Raw genomic sequence first — 19,147 nt, 5'->3', positions numbered from 1 at the left:
GGTTAGGTTTTCCGAAATCAACGCTGAGGACTTACGCGAGTCTCCGTTTATGAGGCTTGCTTTTTAACTTTTTAACAGCTTAGATAAATTATTAAGATTTTTTACTGAAGTTAGAAATCAACATGTTAGTTTCAGACAAAATTTATGCCCTTCTTTGTGCCTTTTTCTCAGTGATCATTATTGTGGGCAACCTTGTTTATCAGAAATTTGTGGCTCTTCCGCTATTTCCGTTTCACACCTTTGAACTTTCTGCCGGGGCCGTTCTTTACCCTTTAACTTTTTTAATCACGGATCTCATTACAGAATTTTATGGCAAAGAAAGAGCCAATTTTTGCGTCAAAATTGCAATGACGATGAATATCTTCGTTGCTGTCATTATTATCTTTATTGACCACCTCACAGCGACTTCGTGGTCCAAAATTGATAATGCCACGTTTCATAACGTTTTTGGATTGTTTAGTATTGCCTTTTTAGGCTCTGTTTTAGCTTTTTATATAGCACAACGAGTTGATATCATTGTTTATTCATGGATCAGACGCCTCACCCAAGACCGCTTTTTATGGGTGCGGAGTAATGGCAGCACCGCCCTTTCTTTGCTGATCGATACGTCGATTGTTATCAGCTTGTTAGCCTTCTTTAAGATTTTACCCGTTGATCGTTTGGGTCCTCTTATCATGAATAGTTATTCTTACAAGCTTTTCTTTACACTCTTGAGTACACCACTTTTTTATGTAAGCGTCATGCTCATCAGACATCGCCTGAACGGTGAATCAAAAACTTAAGAAAAGCCTATAAATTTCGAATCTTACTTGTTTTTACTAAATTATTTCTATTTCCAAAGTTGCATTACCTTCATTACCTTGAGTCGTCAAGGTTGTCGGCATATTCAAAGGAAGAGGGTCATTAAACTCGCCATGCCCGAAACGAGATGAGCGAAAAACAGGGATTTCCATTTTATCCATTCTTGAACCCCACTCACTAAAAAGTCTTAAAAAAGACCGCATAATTTCAGGTTGCTGACCAGCACTAAAATCACCTAGAATAATAGCTTGAACTCCCTTGAATAACTTGGATCTTTCAAACTGGGTGATGATTTCAAGAAATCGTGAGGGATCTTCTCCTACTTCTTCTAGAAATAAAATACAATTTTCAGGGTGTAAGGAAGTTGACGTCCCAATACTTCTTTGAATAAGAGAGACATTTCCTCCCACAATTTTTGAAACAATAGAAGTCTTTGTTTGAGCGGTCGAGTTAACAGGCGTTAAATCATATTCTAGTTTCTTAATTTCTCCAGAAAGTATCTCCATCACAGAAGAAGCCGATGTTTTTCCATTAACTGTCGTTCTACATTCACTATTGGTCGTTAAATTTACGCCATGAATTGAAGAAATCTTTTGATTAAAGGCCCACAAATGAAGCGCTGTGATATCACTAAAACCTATAATTCTTTTATGCTTCAAGTCAGTCTCAGGTTTTAAGCTGTCTAAATAAGGTAATGTTGCCGAAGTTCCTCGCCCTCCTCGAACAGCCCAAAGAACTTTTACATCGGAATCTTCAAGTAATCTCTTCAGATGGTTTCCTCGATATTCCTCTGTATTTGCAAAACCAAACTGTTGTGGAATAATGAGATCTTCCGGCATAACAGGAGTGTAACCATAACTTTTAATAATGTTTTGAGCCTGCTCTAAGGTATCCTCATCGACCCCAAATCCAGAAGCAAACAGATGAATTTTATCGCCTTTTTTTAAAGGTTCCCACGTTATGTCATCACTGGCGTGTACGGTGAAAATTTGGGCTAAGAAAACAAAGAAAAGAGCTATCAACTTTAAGGACATTATCAACCTCATATTTTATTATTATATTTCTTTTTCTACTGGGGTTTTTCTTGGAAAACGAATAGGACTATGCTACATCACCATCATTAAAACAATAGAACGGTGATTCTATGGCACAGCCTCGTCGTCGTCCTTCCGGTGCAAAGTATACAAAAATCACGCCCATTTCTAGAGGAATTTTTTACCCGTCTGGCTTGAATCCCCAATGGCAAGGGGTTATCTGGAAATTGCTTGCTTGCTTTTTTTTCGCTTCCATCAATGGTGTTGTCCGATATATTTCGGGCGGGACCGGCCAAGAAATCTCACCGCTTCCCTCTGCTGTTATCACTTTTTGGCAGAATTTTTTTGGCTGTCTGATTATTTTACCCTGGACGCTTAAAGATGGCCTTAACAGCTTAAAAACAAAATATCCTCAATTGCAAACCATTCGAATTGCCGGGGCTGTCTTTGGTGTAGTCCTCTGGTATATGTCGTTAGCCCATATGACGATTGCTGAAGCTGTAGCTCTCGGCTTCACAGGACCTATTTTTTCCGTCATTGGAGCCAAATTATATTTGAATGAACGGCTTGGTCGCATCCGTTTAATCGGAATTGGGGTTGGGTTTATCGGCGCATTTATTATCTTGCGCCCGGATAGAGCTCTTTGGGGTTCTCAAGCAACTTACCAATGGTATGTTCTTCTCCCTCTTTTCTCAGCGATTGCCATTGCAATCTCCAAGATTGCCAGTCGTAAATTAGGGGCTCATGGCGAAAGCCCCAAAGTCATGACCTTAACCCTTTTATTTTTTATGTCACCGTGTGCTTTGATTCCGGCTCTGTTTGAATGGACATGGCCGACCTTTCACCAATTTGTATGGCTTGGTCTTCTGGGGCTTTTTTCAATGGCTGCTCATTATTCCACCGCAAGAGCGTATCAACTTGCTGAAGTCGTTTTCTTGACGCCTTTTGGCTTTGCTCGTTTATTGTTTAGTGCATTGGTGGGGTTCATCGCTTATGCAGAAATCCCCACTTCTCAATCCCTCTGGATTGGAGCTGTAATTATTATTTTCAGTTCTATTCTTCTTAGCTATGAAGAGAAAAAATTTAATCCCTTTAAAAAGTCTTCTTCTTAAACGCGAGCAAGACCTAAAAAGAATTCCTTTAATCAATCACTTTTTTCTTAACTGACGCAGCACGTAATGCAAAATTCCACCTTGCTTGAAATATTCAACTTCATCAAGGGTATCAATGCGACATTTTAAGTGAAGGCTCTCTTTTTCACCATTCTCTCGATAAAGGATTCCGTTCACACTCATTCCTGGGGTTAATTCTTGCTCAAATCCTTGCAGATCAAAAATCTCGTCCCCCTTAAGATTCAGCGTTTTTCGCGTCACACCTTTCATAAATTCAAGAGGAAGCACACCCATGCCGATTAAATTGGATCGATGAATTCGCTCAAAACTTTCGGCAATAATGGCTTTAACACCCAACAATCTTGTGCCTTTCGCAGCCCAATCCCGTGAAGAACCTGATCCATACTCACGTCCTGCCATAATAATAAGAGGCGTTTCCTCTTCTTGATAACGCATTGCCGCATCATAAATCGACATCACCTCGCCTGAAGGAACATGTCGAGTCATCCCTCCCGTGATCATCGGAACCATTTCATTTTTTAATCGGATATTGGCAAAAGTCCCCCGCATCATTACTTCGTGATTTCCACGTCGAGCTCCATACGAATTAAAATCTTCAGGTTTGATCCCTTTGCTTATGAGATATTGCCCTGCCGGACTTTCAATTTTGATGGAACCCGCCGGCGAAATATGATCTGTGGTAATACTATCTCCTAAAATCGCCAAAAGACGAGCTGATTTTATAGCCTGTAAAGGGGCTGAAACGTCCGAAAGATTTTCGAAGAACGGAGGCTGTTTAACATAGGTGCTGTCTTTTTCCCAAGCATACGTTAAACTTGCTTCTCCTCCTAATGTTTGCCACGCTTGATCGCCTTCAAATACTTTTGCGTAACGTTCACGAAACATCTCAGGCGTCAAATAAGTACGGACGGCGGTACTTATTTCTTCGTGCGAAGGCCATATTTCCTTTAAGTAAACTGGTTTTCCATCGGCTCCAATCCCCAAAGGATCGTCCACCAAATTAATATTAACCGTTCCCGCTAATGCATAAGCAACCACGAGAAGCGGTGACGCCAAATAGCTTAATTTAACTTGAGGATGAATTCGTCCCTCAAAATTACGGTTGCCCGATAAAACACTGGCGACCGTTAAGTCATTCTTGTCGATGGCTTGCGCAAGTTCGGGTCGCAAGGGACCTGAATTTCCAATACACGTCGTACACCCATATCCCACGAGATAAAAACCAAGCTCTTCAAAAACTTTTTGAAGGCCTGCTTTTTCTAAATAGTCACTCACCACCTGAGATCCTGGTGCTAAAGACGTTTTAACCCATGGCTTAACTTTTAAGCCTTTCTCAAGGGCCTTTTGCGCCAAAAGTGCCGCGCCTAACATCACAGATGGATTTGACGTATTCGTGCAACTGGTTATTGCCGCAATAACCACATGTCCATCTTCAAGGTCAATATGGTCATTTTCTAGGTCGACAGAAGCGTGAGCTGCTTCTTTATTTTCCATCTGCAATGCATTTTCAAAAGATTTTTTCACGCTTGAAAGAGCCAACTTATCTTGGGGCCTTTTGGGGCCTGCCAAGGTTGATTCAATAGACTGCAAATCTAACTCCATAATTTCACTATATACGGGATCATAGGAATGATCATGCCAAAGACCTTGTTCTTTAGCGTACATTTCAACAAGACCCACACGTTCAGCCGTACGCCCCGTAAAAGCTAAATAATTTAACGTCTCTTGATCAATCGGAAAAAAACCGCAGGTTGCGCCATATTCAGGCGCCATATTTGCAATTGTTGCTCGGTCTGCAAGAGAAAGTCCTCGAAGCCCTTCTCCATAAAATTCAACAAATTTCCCAACCACTCCTTTCAAGCGAAGAAGATGGGTAATTGTCAGAACTAAATCAGTTGCGGTTGCACCTTCTGGAAGGTTTCCTGTCAACTTAAAGCCAAGAACATCCGGAATCCGCATTGAAATCGGTTGTCCTAGCATCGCAGCTTCTGCTTCAATCCCTCCAACGCCCCATCCCAAGACAGAAAGACCATTCACCATCGTTGTATGACTGTCCGTCCCGACAAGCGTATCAGGATAAGCGTACCATTCCCCCTCTATGCGGTCACTCCACACAACCTGCGCAAGATATTCAAGGTTCACTTGATGGCAAATCCCGGTTCCTGGGGGGACAACCCGAAAATTGTTAAAGGCCTGTTGCCCCCAACGCAAAAACGAATATCTCTCTTTATTTCGATGATACTCAAGGCTCACATTTTCTTGAAAAGCACTTTTTTTAGCATACGAATCAACCATCACAGAATGATCAATCACAAGATCCACGGGAACTAACGGATTAATTTTTTGAGGATTGCCTCCAAACTCTTTAAAGGCTTCCCGCATCGCAGCAAGGTCTACGATTGCGGGCACACCTGTAAAGTCTTGCATCAAAACACGGGCTGGTTGAAAAGCGATTTCATCAGTGGATGTTTTATTCTGTAACCACATGTGAAATGCTTTTATATCATCAATTCGAATCGTCCGACCATTTTCAAAACGAAGAATATTTTCTAAAAGAATTTTTAAAGAATAAGGTAACCGTTCCAAGCCAGAAAAATGTTTTTGTGCTTCTTGAAGACTAAAATAATTGTAAGCCGTTTGATCACATATTATTTTTTTCTTTGTTCCTAATGAATCGAGACCCAATTTTGTCATTCCATCCCCCTGTTTTAACTTATTAAAACAACTTTATCACAGCCTTAAGAACTCGAATAGCCATAGATTAACGTAGTTTTATCCATACGGGAGCATGGTCAGAGGCTTTCTCAAGAGCGCGTGTTTCAGAAGCAATTCCTGATGATTCCAGTCGATCTGCTGCTTGCGGGGAAAGCAAAAGGTGATCTATTCGAAATCCTTTATTGTGGGTCCATGAACTGGCCCGATAATCCCACCAGCTAAAAAGATGTTGCCCTTGAGGCGATTGTTCTGAATAGTGAACACGAATCGCATCGGTGAGCCCTAACCATAAAAGCTCCCGAAAAGCTTCACGCTCTTTCTCACTTGTTAAAATTCGCTCTCCCTTAAAAGCATCTTCATGATAACCATCCGCCAGAAAAGGAGCCACATTATAATCACCTCCCCAAACAGAAATTTCTTTTGTTTTGAGGGAATTTTCTATGTGTTCTTTAAGTTTTTGATAAAAATTTAACTTATAATAAAATTTATCAGATCCAACTTCCTGGCCATTTGGGACGTAAATGGAAGCCACGCGGACAGAGCCTATTAAAGCCTCAATATAACGCGATTGAGGGTCTTCAAAATCCGGTAATCCCCGGACAACATCTTCAATTGGTAATTTGGATAAAATAGCCACACCGTGATAGGTTTTCTGACCATGTAGCGCGATGTTATAACCCAGATCTTCAAAAACCTCTGACGGGAAAGCCGCATTTTCACACTTAATTTCTTGAAGTAAAACAATATCAGGGGCGTTGTCGCGAAGCCAATTCACGACAATCGGAAGACGCGCCTTAATAGAGTTAACATTCCATGTTACAATCTTCATTTAAATCACCGAAAATGAATTTCCACACCCACAAGATGATGTCGCATTGGGATTCTTGAGCACAAAAGCCGCTCCAATAAGTTCGTCAACATAATCAATGGTTGAACCTTGAAGAATTTCATACGTCATTTTATCCATAATAATTTCAACCTCTTGAGGGGATGAAAAAATGAGATCTTCTTCTGAGTGCCCTTCCTCGAAATTCAAAATATATTGGAAACCATAACAGCCTCCACTATTGACAGTGACGCGCAATCTCTGCTGTTTTTTATCATCCTTCAGAAGCGTCAAAATTTGATTTTCGGCTTGTGAAGACATAAAAAAACCTGCTCCTTCTATTAAGGAATTGGTTTTTAAGGCAATAGGAGAAAGAATCTCAGACATAAAATTTCCTAGGTGATTTTTGACACAGCTTTTTTTTTACTATACATAACAGAAGCAAAGTAAAATAAAAATAAAATGAATTTCTTTATCCGTCAAAGGAGATAGGTTAATGCAACAAAGCAAATGGGATCAAGAACGTTATTCTCAAGATAAATCAACGATAACTTTTAAAGTCTTTCTCTCAAACCCTCTTTTACGGTATGGGATCTGTTTGTGCATGATTTTAGGTATTTTACTGGGCCTTTGGCAGCTTTCAAACCCAGGGGCCGACCATACACCAGCGGGCCTGATTCCTGTTATCAAACCCTTAGAAGGTCCCACCAAAATACGGCCTACGACAAATCCCAAAGATACGCATGAAGATAAAACAATCTATCAAAAACTTTCGGATACCAAAGAACCACAAAGAGTTGAAAATTTACTGGGTGGCCCCGAGGAACCAATTGCACGCCCTTTAAGCTTGCCTGAAGAGTTCATAGGGGAATTTTTAGAAGAAAAAACGGAAATAACTTTACCCGACTCTAAAGCAACCAAAAGTAAGTCAGATGTTTCTGTCATTCAAACAACGAAAGATCCAAAAGAAATATCAAATGATCTTGCAAAAGAAACTGACTTAGAAGGAGCTAAATCTGCCAATGTTGCCATCTCAGGATCCCATGTAAAAACGTCGCCGGAGAAAAATACCCCTTCTCAAGAACGTTACTGTTTACAATTAGGCACCCTTAAAACTGAAGAACAAGCAAAGTTAGAATGGAAACGTTTAAGTTCACGACAAGTTCTTAAATCTTATCTTCAGGCCCTTAAACCTGAATTTAAAAAAGTTGATTTAGGAAATGACACAGGCGTCAGGATCCGACTCATCGCTGGCTCTTTTACAAAAAAAGAAGCTCAAAATCTTTGCCAAGAGCTAAAAAAGGTTAGTGCTAAACACAATATTACACTCGGCTGTCGCGTCAAAAAAAGGTGAGGATAAAAACATGTTAAGTGAATTATTCTTTAAAATCCTCATGATAGGACTCCCTGTCATGATTGCGATTACTTTTCATGAAGCTGCCCATGGTTTTGTTGCTTACTTAAGAGGAGATGACACGGCTTATCGGTTGGGACGTGTAAGTTTTAACCCCATCAGACATATTGATCCTGTAGGAACTCTCTTAATTCCAGGTATCCTTCTTTTAAGCCAAGCTCCTTTTTTATTCGGTTATGCTAAACCTGTCCCTGTCGTTTTCGAGCGGCTTAAAAATCCACGACTGGATACAATTTGGGTCGCTGCCGCAGGCCCTCTAACAAATATACTTCTTGCCATCCTTTCAGCTTTTATTCTTAAGAATTTAACGACTGACTCCTCCTTTTATTTAATCGAGATGATGAAAACATCTCTTTACATAAATGTCATACTTGCCGCTTTTAATTTACTCCCCATCCTACCTCTTGATGGAGGACGCATTGTCGTTGCTCTCTTGCCTCAGCGACTTGCTCAACAGATTTCTGGACTTGAGAGGTGGAGCATGGCTATATTAATTGGTGGCCTTATGATTTTACCTTTAGTCCTGACCTCTTTAGGGATTCATTTTAGCCCCATGATGTGGCTTCTAGAGGGCCCTATTGATGGATTACTCAAAGGTATTGAATTTATCACGAGATAATATGAAGGAAATTTAGATGGGTTTAAGTACAAGTCACATTTTATTACTTATTTTAGTTGCTTTTCTTATTTTTGGCGCAGGAAAATTGCCTCAACTTATGTCTGATTTTGCAAAAGGACTTAAGGCTTTCAAAAAAGGTCTTCATGAAGAGGAGCCAGCCCCTAAAAAAGCTGTTGCCTCTAAAAAACTTTCTAAACCAACTTCTAAAAAACCTAAAAAGAAGAGCTAGAAACTATTAAATGTTTGAATTTGGCGCCCTGAGCGAAATATTAATTATTTTGATCGCAGCGCTCATTTTGATAGGCCCAAAAGAACTTCCTCGGGTACTTTATCAATGTGGGCGATGGCTTCAAAAAATTCGCCATTTTAGTCAGCAATTAGGCCAAGGTTTGGATGAATATGTTGACGAAGGCATTTTTGATGAATATGTCGAAACCCAGAACAAAAAACATCTAAAAACAAGTTCAAAAATAAAAACTTCAAAGAAAAAAACGGCGAGAAAAGAAAAAGATGAGTGAGACCATCTCCGCCCCTCTTGTCGATCATCTTCTTGAACTTCGTCGTAGGCTTATCTACGTCTTAGGAGGCTTTCTCATTGCATTTATGGTGAGTTATCATTTTTCCGATGAGATTTTTGCCCTTCTTGTAAAACCACTTGCAAATGTTCTTGAAGGAAAAATGGGGCGCCGCCTTATCTATACCGGCCTTGCCGAAGCTTTTATGACATATTTGAAAGTAGCTCTTTTTACGGCAACATTCATTACTCTTCCTTTTTTCGCTATTCAAGTATGGCTTTTTATCTCTCCAGGCCTATTTCCTGTTGAAAAAAAAGTTCTTCTCCCTTTTTTAATCTCAACACCTTTATTTTTTGGCCTTGGAGCTACCTTTGCTTATTATTTTATCATTCCCCCTGCCTGGAAATTTTTCCTTGCTTTTGAAGAAACAAAAGCCAGCCATATTCTTCCTATCCAATTAGAAGCGCGAGTTAGCGAATATCTTGCGATTGTCATGCAGCTTATTTTGGCGTTTGGAACAAGTTTTTTACTTCCTGTACTTTTAATTCTTTTGGGTCGAATTGGCATTATTACCTCTCAAGCATTAGCCACTAAAAGAAAATATGCTTTTTTATTAATCCTCATCGTTGCAGCGATTGTGACCCCTCCTGATGTCCTTTCAATGATTGGTCTAGCTTTCCCTCTTTACTTCTTGTATGAAACATCTATTTTTTGTGTATATTTCTTTGAAAAACGAGGATCACATGCTTGATATAAAATGGATTCGTGAAAATCCAGAAAATTTTGACAAAGCTCTTCAACGACGCGGAGCCCAACCTCTTTCCCCGCAAGTATTGGCGCTGGATAGTGAACGTAGAACTTACCAAACACAAATCCAAGAATTGCAAAATGAAAGAAATACTTTAGCGCGAGCAATTGGTGAAGCCAAACAACAAGGCCTTGAACCCACAGATAAAATCTCACGGGCTAACAAAATTAAAGAGCTTCTTCCCCAACTAGAGCATCAAGAGCAAGAAGTTGCCCTGAAACTTATCAATACGCTTGGTATGATTCCCAATATCCTTTTTGACGAAGTTCCTGAAGGAAAAGATGAGTCTGATAACGTCATGATCCGTCAATGGGGTTCGCTCCCTTCTTTTAGTTTTTCACCCAAACGTCACTTTGAGATCGGAGAAGCTTTAGGCTTAATGGATTTCAAGACGGCTGCAAAAATATCAGGAGCCCGCTTTGTTGTTCTGAAAGGAGATCTTGCCCGTCTCGAACGAGCTCTAGGGCAATTTATGCTAGACCTTCATCGCACAGAACATGGGTATGAAGAAGTCTCTCCCCCTCTTTTAGTCCGTGATGAAGCCTTATTTGGAACAGCCCAACTTCCAAAAATGCGAGATGAGCAATTTTTAACAACGGATGGCCTTTGGCTTATTCCCACTTCTGAAGTTTCATTAACTAATTTGATTCGCGAAGAAATTCTTGAAGAATCCACTTTACCGCTTCGCTATGCGGCTTATACGCCTTGTTTCAGATCAGAAGCCGGCGCAGCAGGAAAAGACACGCGCGGCATGATTCGTCAACACCAATTCTATAAAGTGGAGCTCGTTAGTATTACTTCTCCAGAGAAATCAAAAGAAGAACACGAACGAATGACTAAATGTGCAGAAGAAGTCCTTAAACGACTACATTTGCCCTATCGCGTCATGATGTTATGTGCAGGCGACACAGGGTTAAGCCCTCATAAAACATATGACTTAGAAGTATGGCTTCCAGGTGAAAATTGTTATCGCGAAATCTCAAGCTGTTCTAACTGTGGAGATTATCAAGCAAGACGCATGCATGCTCGCTATCGCCCAATCGCCACTTCAACCACAAAAAAATCTGTGGAATTAGTTCACACCCTTAATGGTTCCGGCGTCGCTGTTGGACGCGCGTTAATTGCTATTTTAGAAAATTATCAACAAGCAGATGGTTCAATCCTTATACCTGAAGCCTTACGCCCTTATATGAATAATCAAGAGAAAATATCCTTATGATTAAACGAACAGATCAACCTCTTAGAATTCTTCTCTCAAATGATGATGGTATTCATGCGCCAGGACTTAAGGTTTTAGAAAAAATCGCGCGCACTTTAACCGATGACATTTGGGTTGTTGCGCCTGAATCTGAACAAAGTGGGGCTGCTCATTCATTAACTTTGGGGCGCCCCTTAAGAACACGCAAATTAGGCGAAAAAACATTTTCCGTCGACGGAACGCCCACAGATTGTGTGATGATTGCGCTCAATAAACTCCTAACAGATCGCGCGCCTGATCTTATGTTATCTGGTGTTAATCATGGAAGCAACCTGGGAGAAGATGTAACTTATTCTGGGACAGTTGCTGCCGCCATGGAAGCCACACTTTTTGGCATCCCTGCGATTGCTCTAAGCCAAGAAATTTCAGATCATACTAATTTTTCTTACGAACCCGCACAACACTTTGCGCCTGAAGTTATTAAAAGACTCCTCACGCAGACATGGTCACCTGATGTCTTATTAAATATTAACTTCCCTGATATTTCCTTAGAAAAAATCAAAGGTGTTCGCATCGTAAAACAAGGGCTTCGCAATATTAATGACTCCATTTTTGAATGGAAAGATCCACGAGGAAGACCTTTTTTCTGGATTGGCGCAACGATACGGGACAACAGCCCTACAGAAATCGATACTGACTTAGAAGCTATTCAAGAAGGAGCTATTTCGATCACGCCGCTTCACTTGGATTTAACGCATTCTTCAACTCTTGAAACCTTAAAGCTTGCCTTTCTATAACATGAAAAAAATTAATTCTTCTTTACTGCTTCTTTTTGTTCTTCTTTTGACCAGTTGCGCCTCTCGCAAAGGGCCGCCTGCTCCTGTGAGTTATGGACGCACACCTGTTCCCTCTTCAAATTTACAATCTTCCCCTTCTTTGACTCCTAAACTCAGAACCTCACCTCAGCTTGATTTAAAATCTAACACTATTAGAGTAGAAGAAAATGAAACCCTGGTGACCATTGCAAAAAAAACAGGGGTGGCTGCTTATCAACTCATCGCCTTAAATAATTTGAAAGAACCTTATACTTTAAAACCAGGGCAACAGTTACGTCTGACAGAAGATGCGCCTGTAAATGAATCTTTTTCTGTAATTGAAGAACCATCCTCTCAAGAAGAACTCGAGGAAGAGACAAACAATGATTTGAAGTCAACTTCAACCATTCTTCCGGTTTCAAAACCAAAAAGGAAATTAACAGAAGCAGAGCAAGACCTCCTCGCGTCACTTCAACGCGAAAAGAAAGCAATGACCCAAGAAAATCATGAAGAAATAGAGCAAGAACGCACGCACTCTCTCCTCTTGACTTCCGATAAAGCCAAAAAAAAGAAAGCCCCCATTGAGATAGAACAACCTTTCGTGCCTGAAGAAGATCTGACACAAGTTGACCCAACGCTGCCTTCTCAAATTGAAGAAACACTTACTATTCAAGAAGAGGCAGCCCCTCATCCTAAAAAATCCCCTTCAAAGAACTCTACGCCTAAATTTTCTTGGCCCGTCAAAGGCAAAATTATCTCCAGCTTTGGACCAGGAGAAGGAACTTTACAAAATGATGGGATCAATATTGCGGCTCCAAAAGGCACCCCCATTCTTGCTATTGAAGAAGGTACCGTGGTGTACGCAGGAAATGAAATGCAAGGATTTGGCAACCTCATTTTGCTTAAGCATCCTGGGGGTTGGATGAGCTCTTATGGCCATGCCGCAAAACTTCTTGTGGAACGCGGTGCAAAAGTTCAAAAAGGACAATCCATCGCGCTTGTAGGAAATACCGGGAGTGTTAATGAACCCCAACTTCATTTTGAATTACGCAATATGCAAAAAAATGGAAAAGTGGTTAATCCACAACTTTATTTAGAATAAAATAATAACGGATTTGCCCTTTTTCTAATTTATCGCTAAAGTGTGTTCTTGTTACCGAACTTAATTAAGGATGAAATGAATGTATTTATTAAATATTATTTTTCCAGAAGCTTATGCTCAAGCAGCTCCTGGCGCCGCTCAAGGCCTAGATTTTATGAGCTTTGCTCCCTTGGTTGTGCTTTTTGCAGCCTTATATTTTATTGTTATCCGCCCACAAACAAAGAAAGCAAAAGAACATCGTGAAATGTTGACTGCTTTACGTCGAGGTGATCAAATCGTCACTTCAGGGGGTCTCATTGGAACAATTACAAAAATTGAAAATGACAATGAAGTTGTCGTGGAAATCGCAACTCAAGTTAATGTCCGTGTTATTCGTTCGATGATTACACATGTGCTCACAAAACCGCAGCCTTTAATCAATAAAGAAGCTCCGAAAACTGAGGCACCTGTCAAAGCAAAAAAACCAACCGTAGCGACATTAAAAAACAATAAGCCAAAAGCTACTCCTAAAAAAACTGTGGAAAAAAAGACTAAGAAATAGGCTCTATAAATGCTAACTTTTGCTCGATGGAAAGTTCTTACTTCGTTGATTTTATGTGTGTTTGGTCTTGTTTATGCTTTTCCTAACTTTGTGAGTGAAGAAACGCTTAAAAAAGTTCCATCTTGGGTTCCTCATGAACGCGTAAACTTAGGGTTAGACTTGCAAGGAGGATCTCATCTATTACTTGAAGTCGATGTTAAGGCTGGTCTAAAAGAACGCCTTTCATTTATCCTCGATACCTTAAGAAAAGCCCTTCGAGCAGAAAAAGTTGGATATCTAGATCTTTCTTTAGATTCGACAGAAGACTTCATTACTTTCCAATTGCGAGATCAAAATCAAGCCGACAGAATAAATGCTATTGTCAAAAAGATGGATCCTGAACTTGAAGTCGACGTAAAAGAAAAAATTTGCAAAGTTACATTTACAAAGACTTCAATTGACGAACGTCAGCGCAGTATTGTCGAGCAATCTATCGAGATTGTACGTCGACGTATTGATGAACTCGGTACAAAAGAGCCAAGCATTCAACGTCAAGGGGACGATCGTATCTTGATCCAAATCCCTGGCCTTTCTGATCCTGGACGCGTTAAAAACTTGCTTGGAAAAACCGCAAAAATGACGTTCCGACTTCTTCATGATGAGCATCCTTATACGTCTAATTTAGAAGATACCCCTCCTCCTGGTGCAGAAATTTTGCCAAGTGATGACGTTCGTCAAGACGGAAGAAAAATCTTTTATGTTGTACGCAAAGGAAACCTCCTCGGCGGCGAAAGCCTTGTGGATGCCGGAGTAAGTTTCGATGAATACCATCGTCCCCAAGTGTCATTTCGCTTTGATAATTTAGGGGCCAAAAAATTTGGAGATATAACAAGTAAAAATATCCAGCGACAACTTGCCATTGTTCTTGATGGAAAAGTGATAAGTGCACCAACAATCCAAACACCAATTACCGGCGGAAGTGGTGTGATTACAGGAAAATTTACTGTTCAAGAAGCCAATGATTTAGCTCTTTTAATGCGGGCAGGTGCTTTGGTGGCTCCTCTTATTGTTCTTGAAGAGCGAACGGTAGGACCAGATCTTGGGGCTGATTCTATTGCCTCAGGAAAATATGCAACCTTACTTTCAGTTGCTATGGTGGCTGTTTTTATGTTGATTGCTTATTCGCTTTTTGGGCTCTTTGCAAATGTTGCGATGTTATTCAATCTCATCTTAACTGTTGCTATTCTTTCCCTTATTGGTGCCACTCTCACTTTACCAGGAATCGCAGGTATTGCTCTTACAATGGGAATGGCGGTAGATGCGAATGTGCTTATCAATGAACGCATTAAAGAAGAATTGAGGCATGGTCGAAAAATGTTATCTGCCATTGATGTGGGTTACCGTCAAGCGATGAATACTATTCTTGACTCTAACCTTACAACCCTTATTGGCGCACTAGCTCTCTTCTTTTTTGGAACAGGGCCTGTCAAAGGTTTTGGGATCACTCTTGCGATTGGTATTTTAATTTCCATGTTTACCGCAACCACACTTACCCGTATTTTTGTTACGTATTGGGTTAATTGGTCTAAACCAACCAAACTTCCTATTTAATTAAAGAGGCTTTCATGCGTGGCTTACAACTTATTCCTTATGATACGAATATTAATTTCGTTGGCATTCGACGTTATGTTTATTCCATCTCTATTGCTATTATTTTGCTTTGTGGTTGGAGTCTTGCTTTCAAAGGCCTCAATTATGGTATTGATTTTAAAGGAGGCTTTCTTCTCGAAGTTCGGACGAAAGATAAAGCCGACATTGCAAGCATGCGAACACAACTTGAAACCCTAAAATTAGGGGAAGTCAAGTTGCAAGAATTTGGGTCTGATCGCGATATCATGATTAGAATTGAAAAACAACCTGGAGGCGAAAAAACTCAAGCTGTTGCCCTCCAAAAAATTAAAAAACAACTTGGAAATGAGCTTGAATATCGTCGTGTTGAAACCGTCGGTGGAAAAGTTAGCAGTGACTTAGTTGAGAATGGTCTTTGGGCTTTAGGATTTGCTCTGATTGGCATGCTTCTTTATATTTGGGTCCGTTTTGAATGGCATTTCGGCCTTTGTGGTATTCTTGCTCTTGCGCATGATGTTATTGTTGTCCTTGGTTTTTATTCATTAACGGGACATGAGTTCAAAGAAACGGCTTTTATTGCGATTTTAACAACAATTGGCTATTCTATTAATGATTCTGTCGTTATTTATGATCGAATTCGGGATAATTTACGTAAGTACAAAAAAATGCCCATTGAAGAACTGATTAATCAATCGACGAATGAAACGCTCTCTCGAACGATTATCACTGTTGCAACGACAGCTATTTCTCTCCTCGCGTTATATCTTTTTGGAGGTTCAGAAATTTCCTCTTTCAGTCTTCCTATTTTAATTGGAATTGTTTTTGGAAGTTATTCGTCAATCTTCGTTTCAGCTAATTTATTATTGTTCTTTGACATCCGTAAGACGATGAAAGAAAAGGAAGTTATAGCTTAACACATGATTGAGATTATTTCTCAACTGAGGGATTTAGTCTCTCGGTATCAGACCTTTATCTTAGGAATTGAAGGTGTTCTTTATTCAGGAAAAAACATCTTTCCAGAAGCCTTAGAAGTTTTGCGTTCTTTACAAGAAGAAAAAAAGGGGATCACTCTTTTAACGAATCAGACTCAACGCCTTGATATTACTAGAGAATTTCTTGCTCAAAAAGGTATTAAGCCTCACTTTTATCAACATCTTCTGACAGCCGGCGAAGAAATGTATCAACATTTATCTCAAAAGCCTGACCCTTGGCACAGCGCTCTTGGTAATTATTGTTATTTTATAGGTTCACCTCAAGATCAAACGATCCTTTATGGTCTTACCATTCATACCGTGAGACAGCTCAAAGAGGCAGATTTCATTCTCGTTATGGGAAGAGATGAATGGCATAATGATCCAGAAGAATATTATCCCTCTCTAGAAGAAGCAGCTAAACTCTCTTTAAAAATGATTTGTGTCAATTCTAATTTATACACTTACGAAGAAAATGAAAAATTTTTGTGCCCTGGAGCAATAGGGAGAATGTATGAGAAATTAGGTGGAGAGGTTTATTATCATGGGAAACCTTATCCTTCGATCTACACTCATTTTTTAAAAGAAATTGGTCCTGTAGATAAAAAATCCCTTCTTGTTATCGGTGATTCTCTGGCAATTGACATTCAGGGTGCTATTAATTTAGGGTTAGATTCTTTACTTACTATAAGTTCCTATACTTGTGATGAATTAGGTTTACCCTTGGACTCTTCTCTAGATCTTAATGAAATGCAAATTTCCCAAGCTTTAAAAAGAAACTCGTTCCAACCAACCTTTCTTATGGATAAGCTTGTATGGTAAAATTAATTAACAACTCAAACATATACTAAAAAAATGACTATTTCTCTAACTGTTGCAATTCCTGTAATTTTGGTCCTCACGATTCTTTCTGCAATTTTTTCTGCAGCAGAAACAGCTTTCATTGCTGCTTCTAAAGCAAAGCTTCATCGCTTAGCAAAACTTGGCGATAAGCGCGCTCAATTAGTAAAAACTCTACGACAATCAATTGAAAAACTTATTGGCGCAATCCTTTTATGCAATCAATTAGTTAATAACCTCGCCAACTCAATATCAACTGTCGTTCTCGTTCTTCTCTTAGGCGATGCTGGCCTTGTCTATGCTCCCATTGTGATGACTTCTTTGATTGTTATTTATGCAGAAGTCATGCCCAAAATCATTGCTATTGCTTATGCAGAAACAACAGCTATTCATTTAGCTCGTCCTCTACAAGTTATCATCAAGCTCACAACGCCCCTTACATTCTTCATGCATTTGATAGCGCGTGGTACCTTAAGAATGATTGGCATCAAAACTGATCCAAATGCTCGGGCAACAAGCTCATTAGAAGAATTGCGTGGAGCTATTGACTTGCATGGCTATCCTGGAGAGGAAGAATCTGCCGAAGAACGGGCTATGCTTCACAGTATACTTGACCTTGGAGATGTTGAAGTTGGTGAGATCATGGTTCATCGCAAGAACGCTATGATGATTAACGCAGATCTTTCTGTGAAAGAAATTATTCATCAAGTGATCTCAAGCCCCTATACACGTATTCCTTTATGGAAAGACAATAAAGACAATATCGTGGGTATTTTGCATGCAAAAGCTTTGCTAAAAGCTATTCAAAAAACACCTCTTGAAAAATTAAATATTCTCTCAATTGCAACAAAGCCATGGTTTATCCCAGAATCAACAACGCTGAGAGAACAGCTCCAAGCTTTTAGGTTACGGCAAGAACACTTTGCTCTTGTTGTTGATGAATATGGCGCGCTGATGGGAGTCGTTACTCTCGAAGATATTCTTGAAGAAATTGTAGGCGAAATTAGCGATGAACACGATCTTCCGCTTGAAGGCGTGTCAATACGACGGGATGGCACTATTATGTCCGTGGGAACAATAACTATTCGTGATTTAAATCGCAAATTTGAGTGGACTCTTCCTGACGAAGAAGCCTCAACCATTGCAGGCCTTGTTCTTCATGAATCGCGTGTTATTCCTAAAATTGGGCAAACTTTCTTAATACACGGGTTCCAATTTAGTATTCTCAAAAGAGTGCGTAATCAAATTACTCTTTTAAAGATTACACCGCCAATGACGGAATAAATAATGAACTCATTGCGTGATAAATTACAACATCTATTATCAAAGGAATTCAATCCTGAACATCTCGAAATAATTGATGAGACAGATAAACATAAAAATCATCTGAATACACCCCACACTAAAGAAACGCACTTTAGAATACTAATCGTCTCAGAAATTTTTCAATCCATGAATCGAATAGAGAGACATCGTTGCATTATGAGTCTTTTTGAACAAGATTTTAAAGCTCATCTCCATGCCCTTTCAATTAAAGCATTCACACCAAATGAATATCAGAAATTCCCCAAAACGAAAGTTGCATTGTCTGATTTTCCTCTTCATACTTAAACCATGAAAACGACTTATAAGCTTCATCCTTTTTTTGAAGACCCCCAACCACAAAAAAGAATTTGTGATGAATCTGGTTGTCTTGAAGAAGCTCTTTATAAAGCGCCTCAAAGTCCTCAACAACTTCAAATTTATTATTGGTTTTGTTTGAAACATATCCAAATTTATAATTCTCAATGGAACTATTATCGTGACATGGGGACAGATGAAATTGAAGACCATTATCGTTCAGATATCACATGGCAACGCCCATCTTGGCGTTTTGGAAGTGACGCCTCTAAAACTTCTTTTTTTATCAAAGATCCTTTTGATCTTCTCGATAGAGACCATAAAAATTCTAAGCAACAACAGCAAGAATCCTCTTGGAATTCTCTCTCTACAGAAGAAGCTAACGCGTTAAAATTAATGGAATTAAATGGTCCTGTGACAGGTGAAACTTTAAAACAAAAATATATCCAACTCGTAAAAATATATCATCCTGATGTAAATAATGGCTGTGCCGAAGCCGAAGAAAAATTGAAACTGATTAATAAGGCTTACGGCGTCCTTAAAAAAGTCATCCGCTAATCATTCTCTTCAGAGCCCTAAGTCCCCGC

Annotated in this window: 21 protein-coding genes; 17 read left to right on the top strand and 4 right to left on the bottom strand. The window is 39.7% G+C overall.

What is annotated here, in order from left to right; genetic code table 11:
- Nucleotides 1-122: 122 nt before the first annotated feature.
- Complete coding sequence (locus J0H12_05730; GenBank protein ID MBN9413404.1) at nucleotides 123-782, top strand: queuosine precursor transporter; 660 nt, start codon at nucleotides 123-125, stop codon at nucleotides 780-782.
- Nucleotides 783-818: 36 nt separating this feature from the next.
- On the opposite strand, the gene J0H12_05725 is transcribed toward J0H12_05730, so the two are convergent.
- Nucleotides 819-1,835: an LD-carboxypeptidase gene (locus J0H12_05725; GenBank protein MBN9413403.1), complete on the bottom strand. Its 1,017-nt coding sequence runs from the start codon at nucleotides 1,833-1,835 to the stop codon at nucleotides 819-821.
- Nucleotides 1,836-1,945: 110 nt separating this feature from the next.
- Here J0H12_05725 and J0H12_05720 point away from each other — a divergent pair, with 110 nt between their 5' ends.
- Nucleotides 1,946-2,947 (top strand): DMT family transporter, encoded by a 1,002-nt coding sequence (locus J0H12_05720; GenBank protein ID MBN9413402.1) that lies wholly within the window; start codon nucleotides 1,946-1,948, stop codon nucleotides 2,945-2,947.
- A 36-nt stretch (nucleotides 2,948-2,983) separates the two neighbouring features.
- Here J0H12_05720 and acnA read toward each other — a convergent pair whose 3' ends face one another.
- The 3 genes from acnA to J0H12_05705 all read right to left on the bottom strand — a co-directional run bounded on the left by acnA (nucleotide 2,984) and on the right by J0H12_05705 (nucleotide 6,896).
- Nucleotides 2,984-5,662 (bottom strand): aconitate hydratase AcnA, encoded by a 2,679-nt coding sequence (acnA, locus tag J0H12_05715; protein MBN9413401.1) that lies wholly within the window; start codon nucleotides 5,660-5,662, stop codon nucleotides 2,984-2,986.
- Between the two features lie 67 nt (nucleotides 5,663-5,729).
- Nucleotides 5,730-6,512: an exodeoxyribonuclease III gene (gene xth, locus J0H12_05710; GenBank protein MBN9413400.1), complete on the bottom strand. Its 783-nt coding sequence runs from the start codon at nucleotides 6,510-6,512 to the stop codon at nucleotides 5,730-5,732.
- Entirely contained in the window at nucleotides 6,513-6,896 is a 384-nt protein-coding gene (locus J0H12_05705; protein MBN9413399.1) for an iron-sulfur cluster assembly accessory protein, read from the bottom strand.
- A 109-nt stretch (nucleotides 6,897-7,005) separates the two neighbouring features.
- Between J0H12_05705 and J0H12_05700 the strand changes: the two genes are divergently transcribed.
- From J0H12_05700 to J0H12_05630, 15 genes are all read left to right on the top strand, one after another.
- Nucleotides 7,006-7,863: an SPOR domain-containing protein gene (locus J0H12_05700; protein MBN9413398.1), complete on the top strand. Its 858-nt coding sequence runs from the start codon at nucleotides 7,006-7,008 to the stop codon at nucleotides 7,861-7,863.
- A gap of 10 nt (nucleotides 7,864-7,873) precedes the next feature.
- A complete protein-coding gene (locus tag J0H12_05695; protein ID MBN9413397.1) occupies nucleotides 7,874-8,542 on the top strand; it encodes a site-2 protease family protein in 669 nt (222 codons plus the stop codon).
- A gap of 16 nt (nucleotides 8,543-8,558) precedes the next feature.
- Entirely contained in the window at nucleotides 8,559-8,771 is a 213-nt protein-coding gene (locus J0H12_05690; GenBank protein ID MBN9413396.1) for a Sec-independent protein translocase subunit TatA, read from the top strand.
- Nucleotides 8,772-8,781: 10 nt separating this feature from the next.
- Nucleotides 8,782-9,060: a hypothetical protein gene (locus tag J0H12_05685; GenBank protein ID MBN9413395.1), complete on the top strand. Its 279-nt coding sequence runs from the start codon at nucleotides 8,782-8,784 to the stop codon at nucleotides 9,058-9,060.
- Nucleotides 9,053-9,808, top strand: a complete 756-nt coding sequence (tatC, locus tag J0H12_05680; GenBank protein MBN9413394.1) for a twin-arginine translocase subunit TatC — start codon at nucleotides 9,053-9,055, stop codon at nucleotides 9,806-9,808. The genes J0H12_05685 and tatC overlap by 8 nt, the downstream gene beginning before the upstream one ends.
- Nucleotides 9,801-11,084, top strand: a complete 1,284-nt coding sequence (gene serS / locus J0H12_05675; protein ID MBN9413393.1) for a serine--tRNA ligase — start codon at nucleotides 9,801-9,803, stop codon at nucleotides 11,082-11,084. The genes tatC and serS overlap by 8 nt, the downstream gene beginning before the upstream one ends.
- On the top strand, nucleotides 11,081-11,860 hold the full coding sequence (gene surE, locus J0H12_05670) for a 5'/3'-nucleotidase SurE (GenBank protein MBN9413392.1): 780 nt from the start codon (nucleotides 11,081-11,083) through the stop codon (nucleotides 11,858-11,860). The genes serS and surE overlap by 4 nt, the downstream gene beginning before the upstream one ends.
- Before the next feature lies 1 nt (nucleotide 11,861).
- Entirely contained in the window at nucleotides 11,862-12,980 is a 1,119-nt protein-coding gene (locus J0H12_05665; GenBank protein ID MBN9413391.1) for a M23 family metallopeptidase, read from the top strand.
- 79 nt (nucleotides 12,981-13,059) lie between these two features.
- Nucleotides 13,060-13,521 carry a preprotein translocase subunit YajC gene (gene yajC, locus J0H12_05660; protein ID MBN9413390.1) on the top strand — a complete coding sequence of 154 codons (462 nt, stop codon included), beginning with the start codon at nucleotides 13,060-13,062 and terminating at the stop codon, nucleotides 13,519-13,521.
- Nucleotides 13,522-13,530: 9 nt separating this feature from the next.
- On the top strand, nucleotides 13,531-15,111 hold the full coding sequence (gene secD, locus J0H12_05655) for a protein translocase subunit SecD (protein ID MBN9413389.1): 1,581 nt from the start codon (nucleotides 13,531-13,533) through the stop codon (nucleotides 15,109-15,111).
- A gap of 14 nt (nucleotides 15,112-15,125) precedes the next feature.
- Nucleotides 15,126-16,043, top strand: a complete 918-nt coding sequence (gene secF / locus J0H12_05650; GenBank protein ID MBN9413388.1) for a protein translocase subunit SecF — start codon at nucleotides 15,126-15,128, stop codon at nucleotides 16,041-16,043.
- 3 nt (nucleotides 16,044-16,046) lie between these two features.
- Complete coding sequence (locus tag J0H12_05645; protein ID MBN9413387.1) at nucleotides 16,047-16,922, top strand: TIGR01459 family HAD-type hydrolase; 876 nt, start codon at nucleotides 16,047-16,049, stop codon at nucleotides 16,920-16,922.
- Between the two features lie 33 nt (nucleotides 16,923-16,955).
- Nucleotides 16,956-18,224: an HlyC/CorC family transporter gene (locus tag J0H12_05640; GenBank protein MBN9413386.1), complete on the top strand. Its 1,269-nt coding sequence runs from the start codon at nucleotides 16,956-16,958 to the stop codon at nucleotides 18,222-18,224.
- 3 nt (nucleotides 18,225-18,227) lie between these two features.
- Nucleotides 18,228-18,551, top strand: a complete 324-nt coding sequence (locus J0H12_05635; protein MBN9413385.1) for a BolA family transcriptional regulator — start codon at nucleotides 18,228-18,230, stop codon at nucleotides 18,549-18,551.
- Nucleotides 18,552-18,554: 3 nt separating this feature from the next.
- Nucleotides 18,555-19,118, top strand: coding sequence for a DnaJ domain-containing protein (locus J0H12_05630; protein MBN9413384.1), 564 nt, complete (start codon nucleotides 18,555-18,557; stop codon nucleotides 19,116-19,118).
- Nucleotides 19,119-19,147: the final 29 nt, after the last annotated feature.

The sequence above is a fragment of the Candidatus Paracaedimonas acanthamoebae genome (genome assembly GCA_017307065.1).
GTDB classification, from domain to species: domain Bacteria; phylum Pseudomonadota; class Alphaproteobacteria; order Caedimonadales; family Caedimonadaceae; genus Paracaedimonas; species Paracaedimonas acanthamoebae_A.
Note: the sequence above shows the minus strand (reverse complement) of the source record. Positions and strands in the feature narration are given on the sequence as shown.

Bases quoted from the DNA above. Each gene is read 5' to 3' on its own strand.
- acnA (MBN9413401.1), bottom strand. From the start codon at position 5,662: ATGACAAAATTGGGTCTCGATTCATTAGGAACAAAGAAAAAAATAATA.
- serS (MBN9413393.1), top strand. From the start codon at position 9,801: ATGCTTGATATAAAATGGATTCGTGAAAATCCAGAAAATTTTGACAAA.
- J0H12_05720 (MBN9413402.1), top strand. From the start codon at position 1,946: ATGGCACAGCCTCGTCGTCGTCCTTCCGGTGCAAAGTATACAAAAATC.
- J0H12_05665 (MBN9413391.1), top strand. From the start codon at position 11,862: ATGAAAAAAATTAATTCTTCTTTACTGCTTCTTTTTGTTCTTCTTTTG.
- J0H12_05685 (MBN9413395.1), top strand. From the start codon at position 8,782: ATGTTTGAATTTGGCGCCCTGAGCGAAATATTAATTATTTTGATCGCA.
- J0H12_05695 (MBN9413397.1), top strand. From the start codon at position 7,874: ATGTTAAGTGAATTATTCTTTAAAATCCTCATGATAGGACTCCCTGTC.
- J0H12_05700 (MBN9413398.1), top strand. From the start codon at position 7,006: ATGCAACAAAGCAAATGGGATCAAGAACGTTATTCTCAAGATAAATCA.
- J0H12_05725 (MBN9413403.1), bottom strand. From the start codon at position 1,835: ATGTCCTTAAAGTTGATAGCTCTTTTCTTTGTTTTCTTAGCCCAAATT.
- J0H12_05645 (MBN9413387.1), top strand. From the start codon at position 16,047: ATGATTGAGATTATTTCTCAACTGAGGGATTTAGTCTCTCGGTATCAG.
- J0H12_05630 (MBN9413384.1), top strand. From the start codon at position 18,555: ATGAAAACGACTTATAAGCTTCATCCTTTTTTTGAAGACCCCCAACCA.
- J0H12_05690 (MBN9413396.1), top strand. From the start codon at position 8,559: ATGGGTTTAAGTACAAGTCACATTTTATTACTTATTTTAGTTGCTTTT.
- yajC (MBN9413390.1), top strand. From the start codon at position 13,060: ATGTATTTATTAAATATTATTTTTCCAGAAGCTTATGCTCAAGCAGCT.
- J0H12_05635 (MBN9413385.1), top strand. From the start codon at position 18,228: ATGAACTCATTGCGTGATAAATTACAACATCTATTATCAAAGGAATTC.
- J0H12_05730 (MBN9413404.1), top strand. From the start codon at position 123: ATGTTAGTTTCAGACAAAATTTATGCCCTTCTTTGTGCCTTTTTCTCA.
- surE (MBN9413392.1), top strand. From the start codon at position 11,081: ATGATTAAACGAACAGATCAACCTCTTAGAATTCTTCTCTCAAATGAT.
- J0H12_05705 (MBN9413399.1), bottom strand. From the start codon at position 6,896: ATGTCTGAGATTCTTTCTCCTATTGCCTTAAAAACCAATTCCTTAATA.
- secD (MBN9413389.1), top strand. From the start codon at position 13,531: ATGCTAACTTTTGCTCGATGGAAAGTTCTTACTTCGTTGATTTTATGT.
- secF (MBN9413388.1), top strand. From the start codon at position 15,126: ATGCGTGGCTTACAACTTATTCCTTATGATACGAATATTAATTTCGTT.
- xth (MBN9413400.1), bottom strand. From the start codon at position 6,512: ATGAAGATTGTAACATGGAATGTTAACTCTATTAAGGCGCGTCTTCCG.
- J0H12_05640 (MBN9413386.1), top strand. From the start codon at position 16,956: ATGACTATTTCTCTAACTGTTGCAATTCCTGTAATTTTGGTCCTCACG.
- tatC (MBN9413394.1), top strand. From the start codon at position 9,053: ATGAGTGAGACCATCTCCGCCCCTCTTGTCGATCATCTTCTTGAACTT.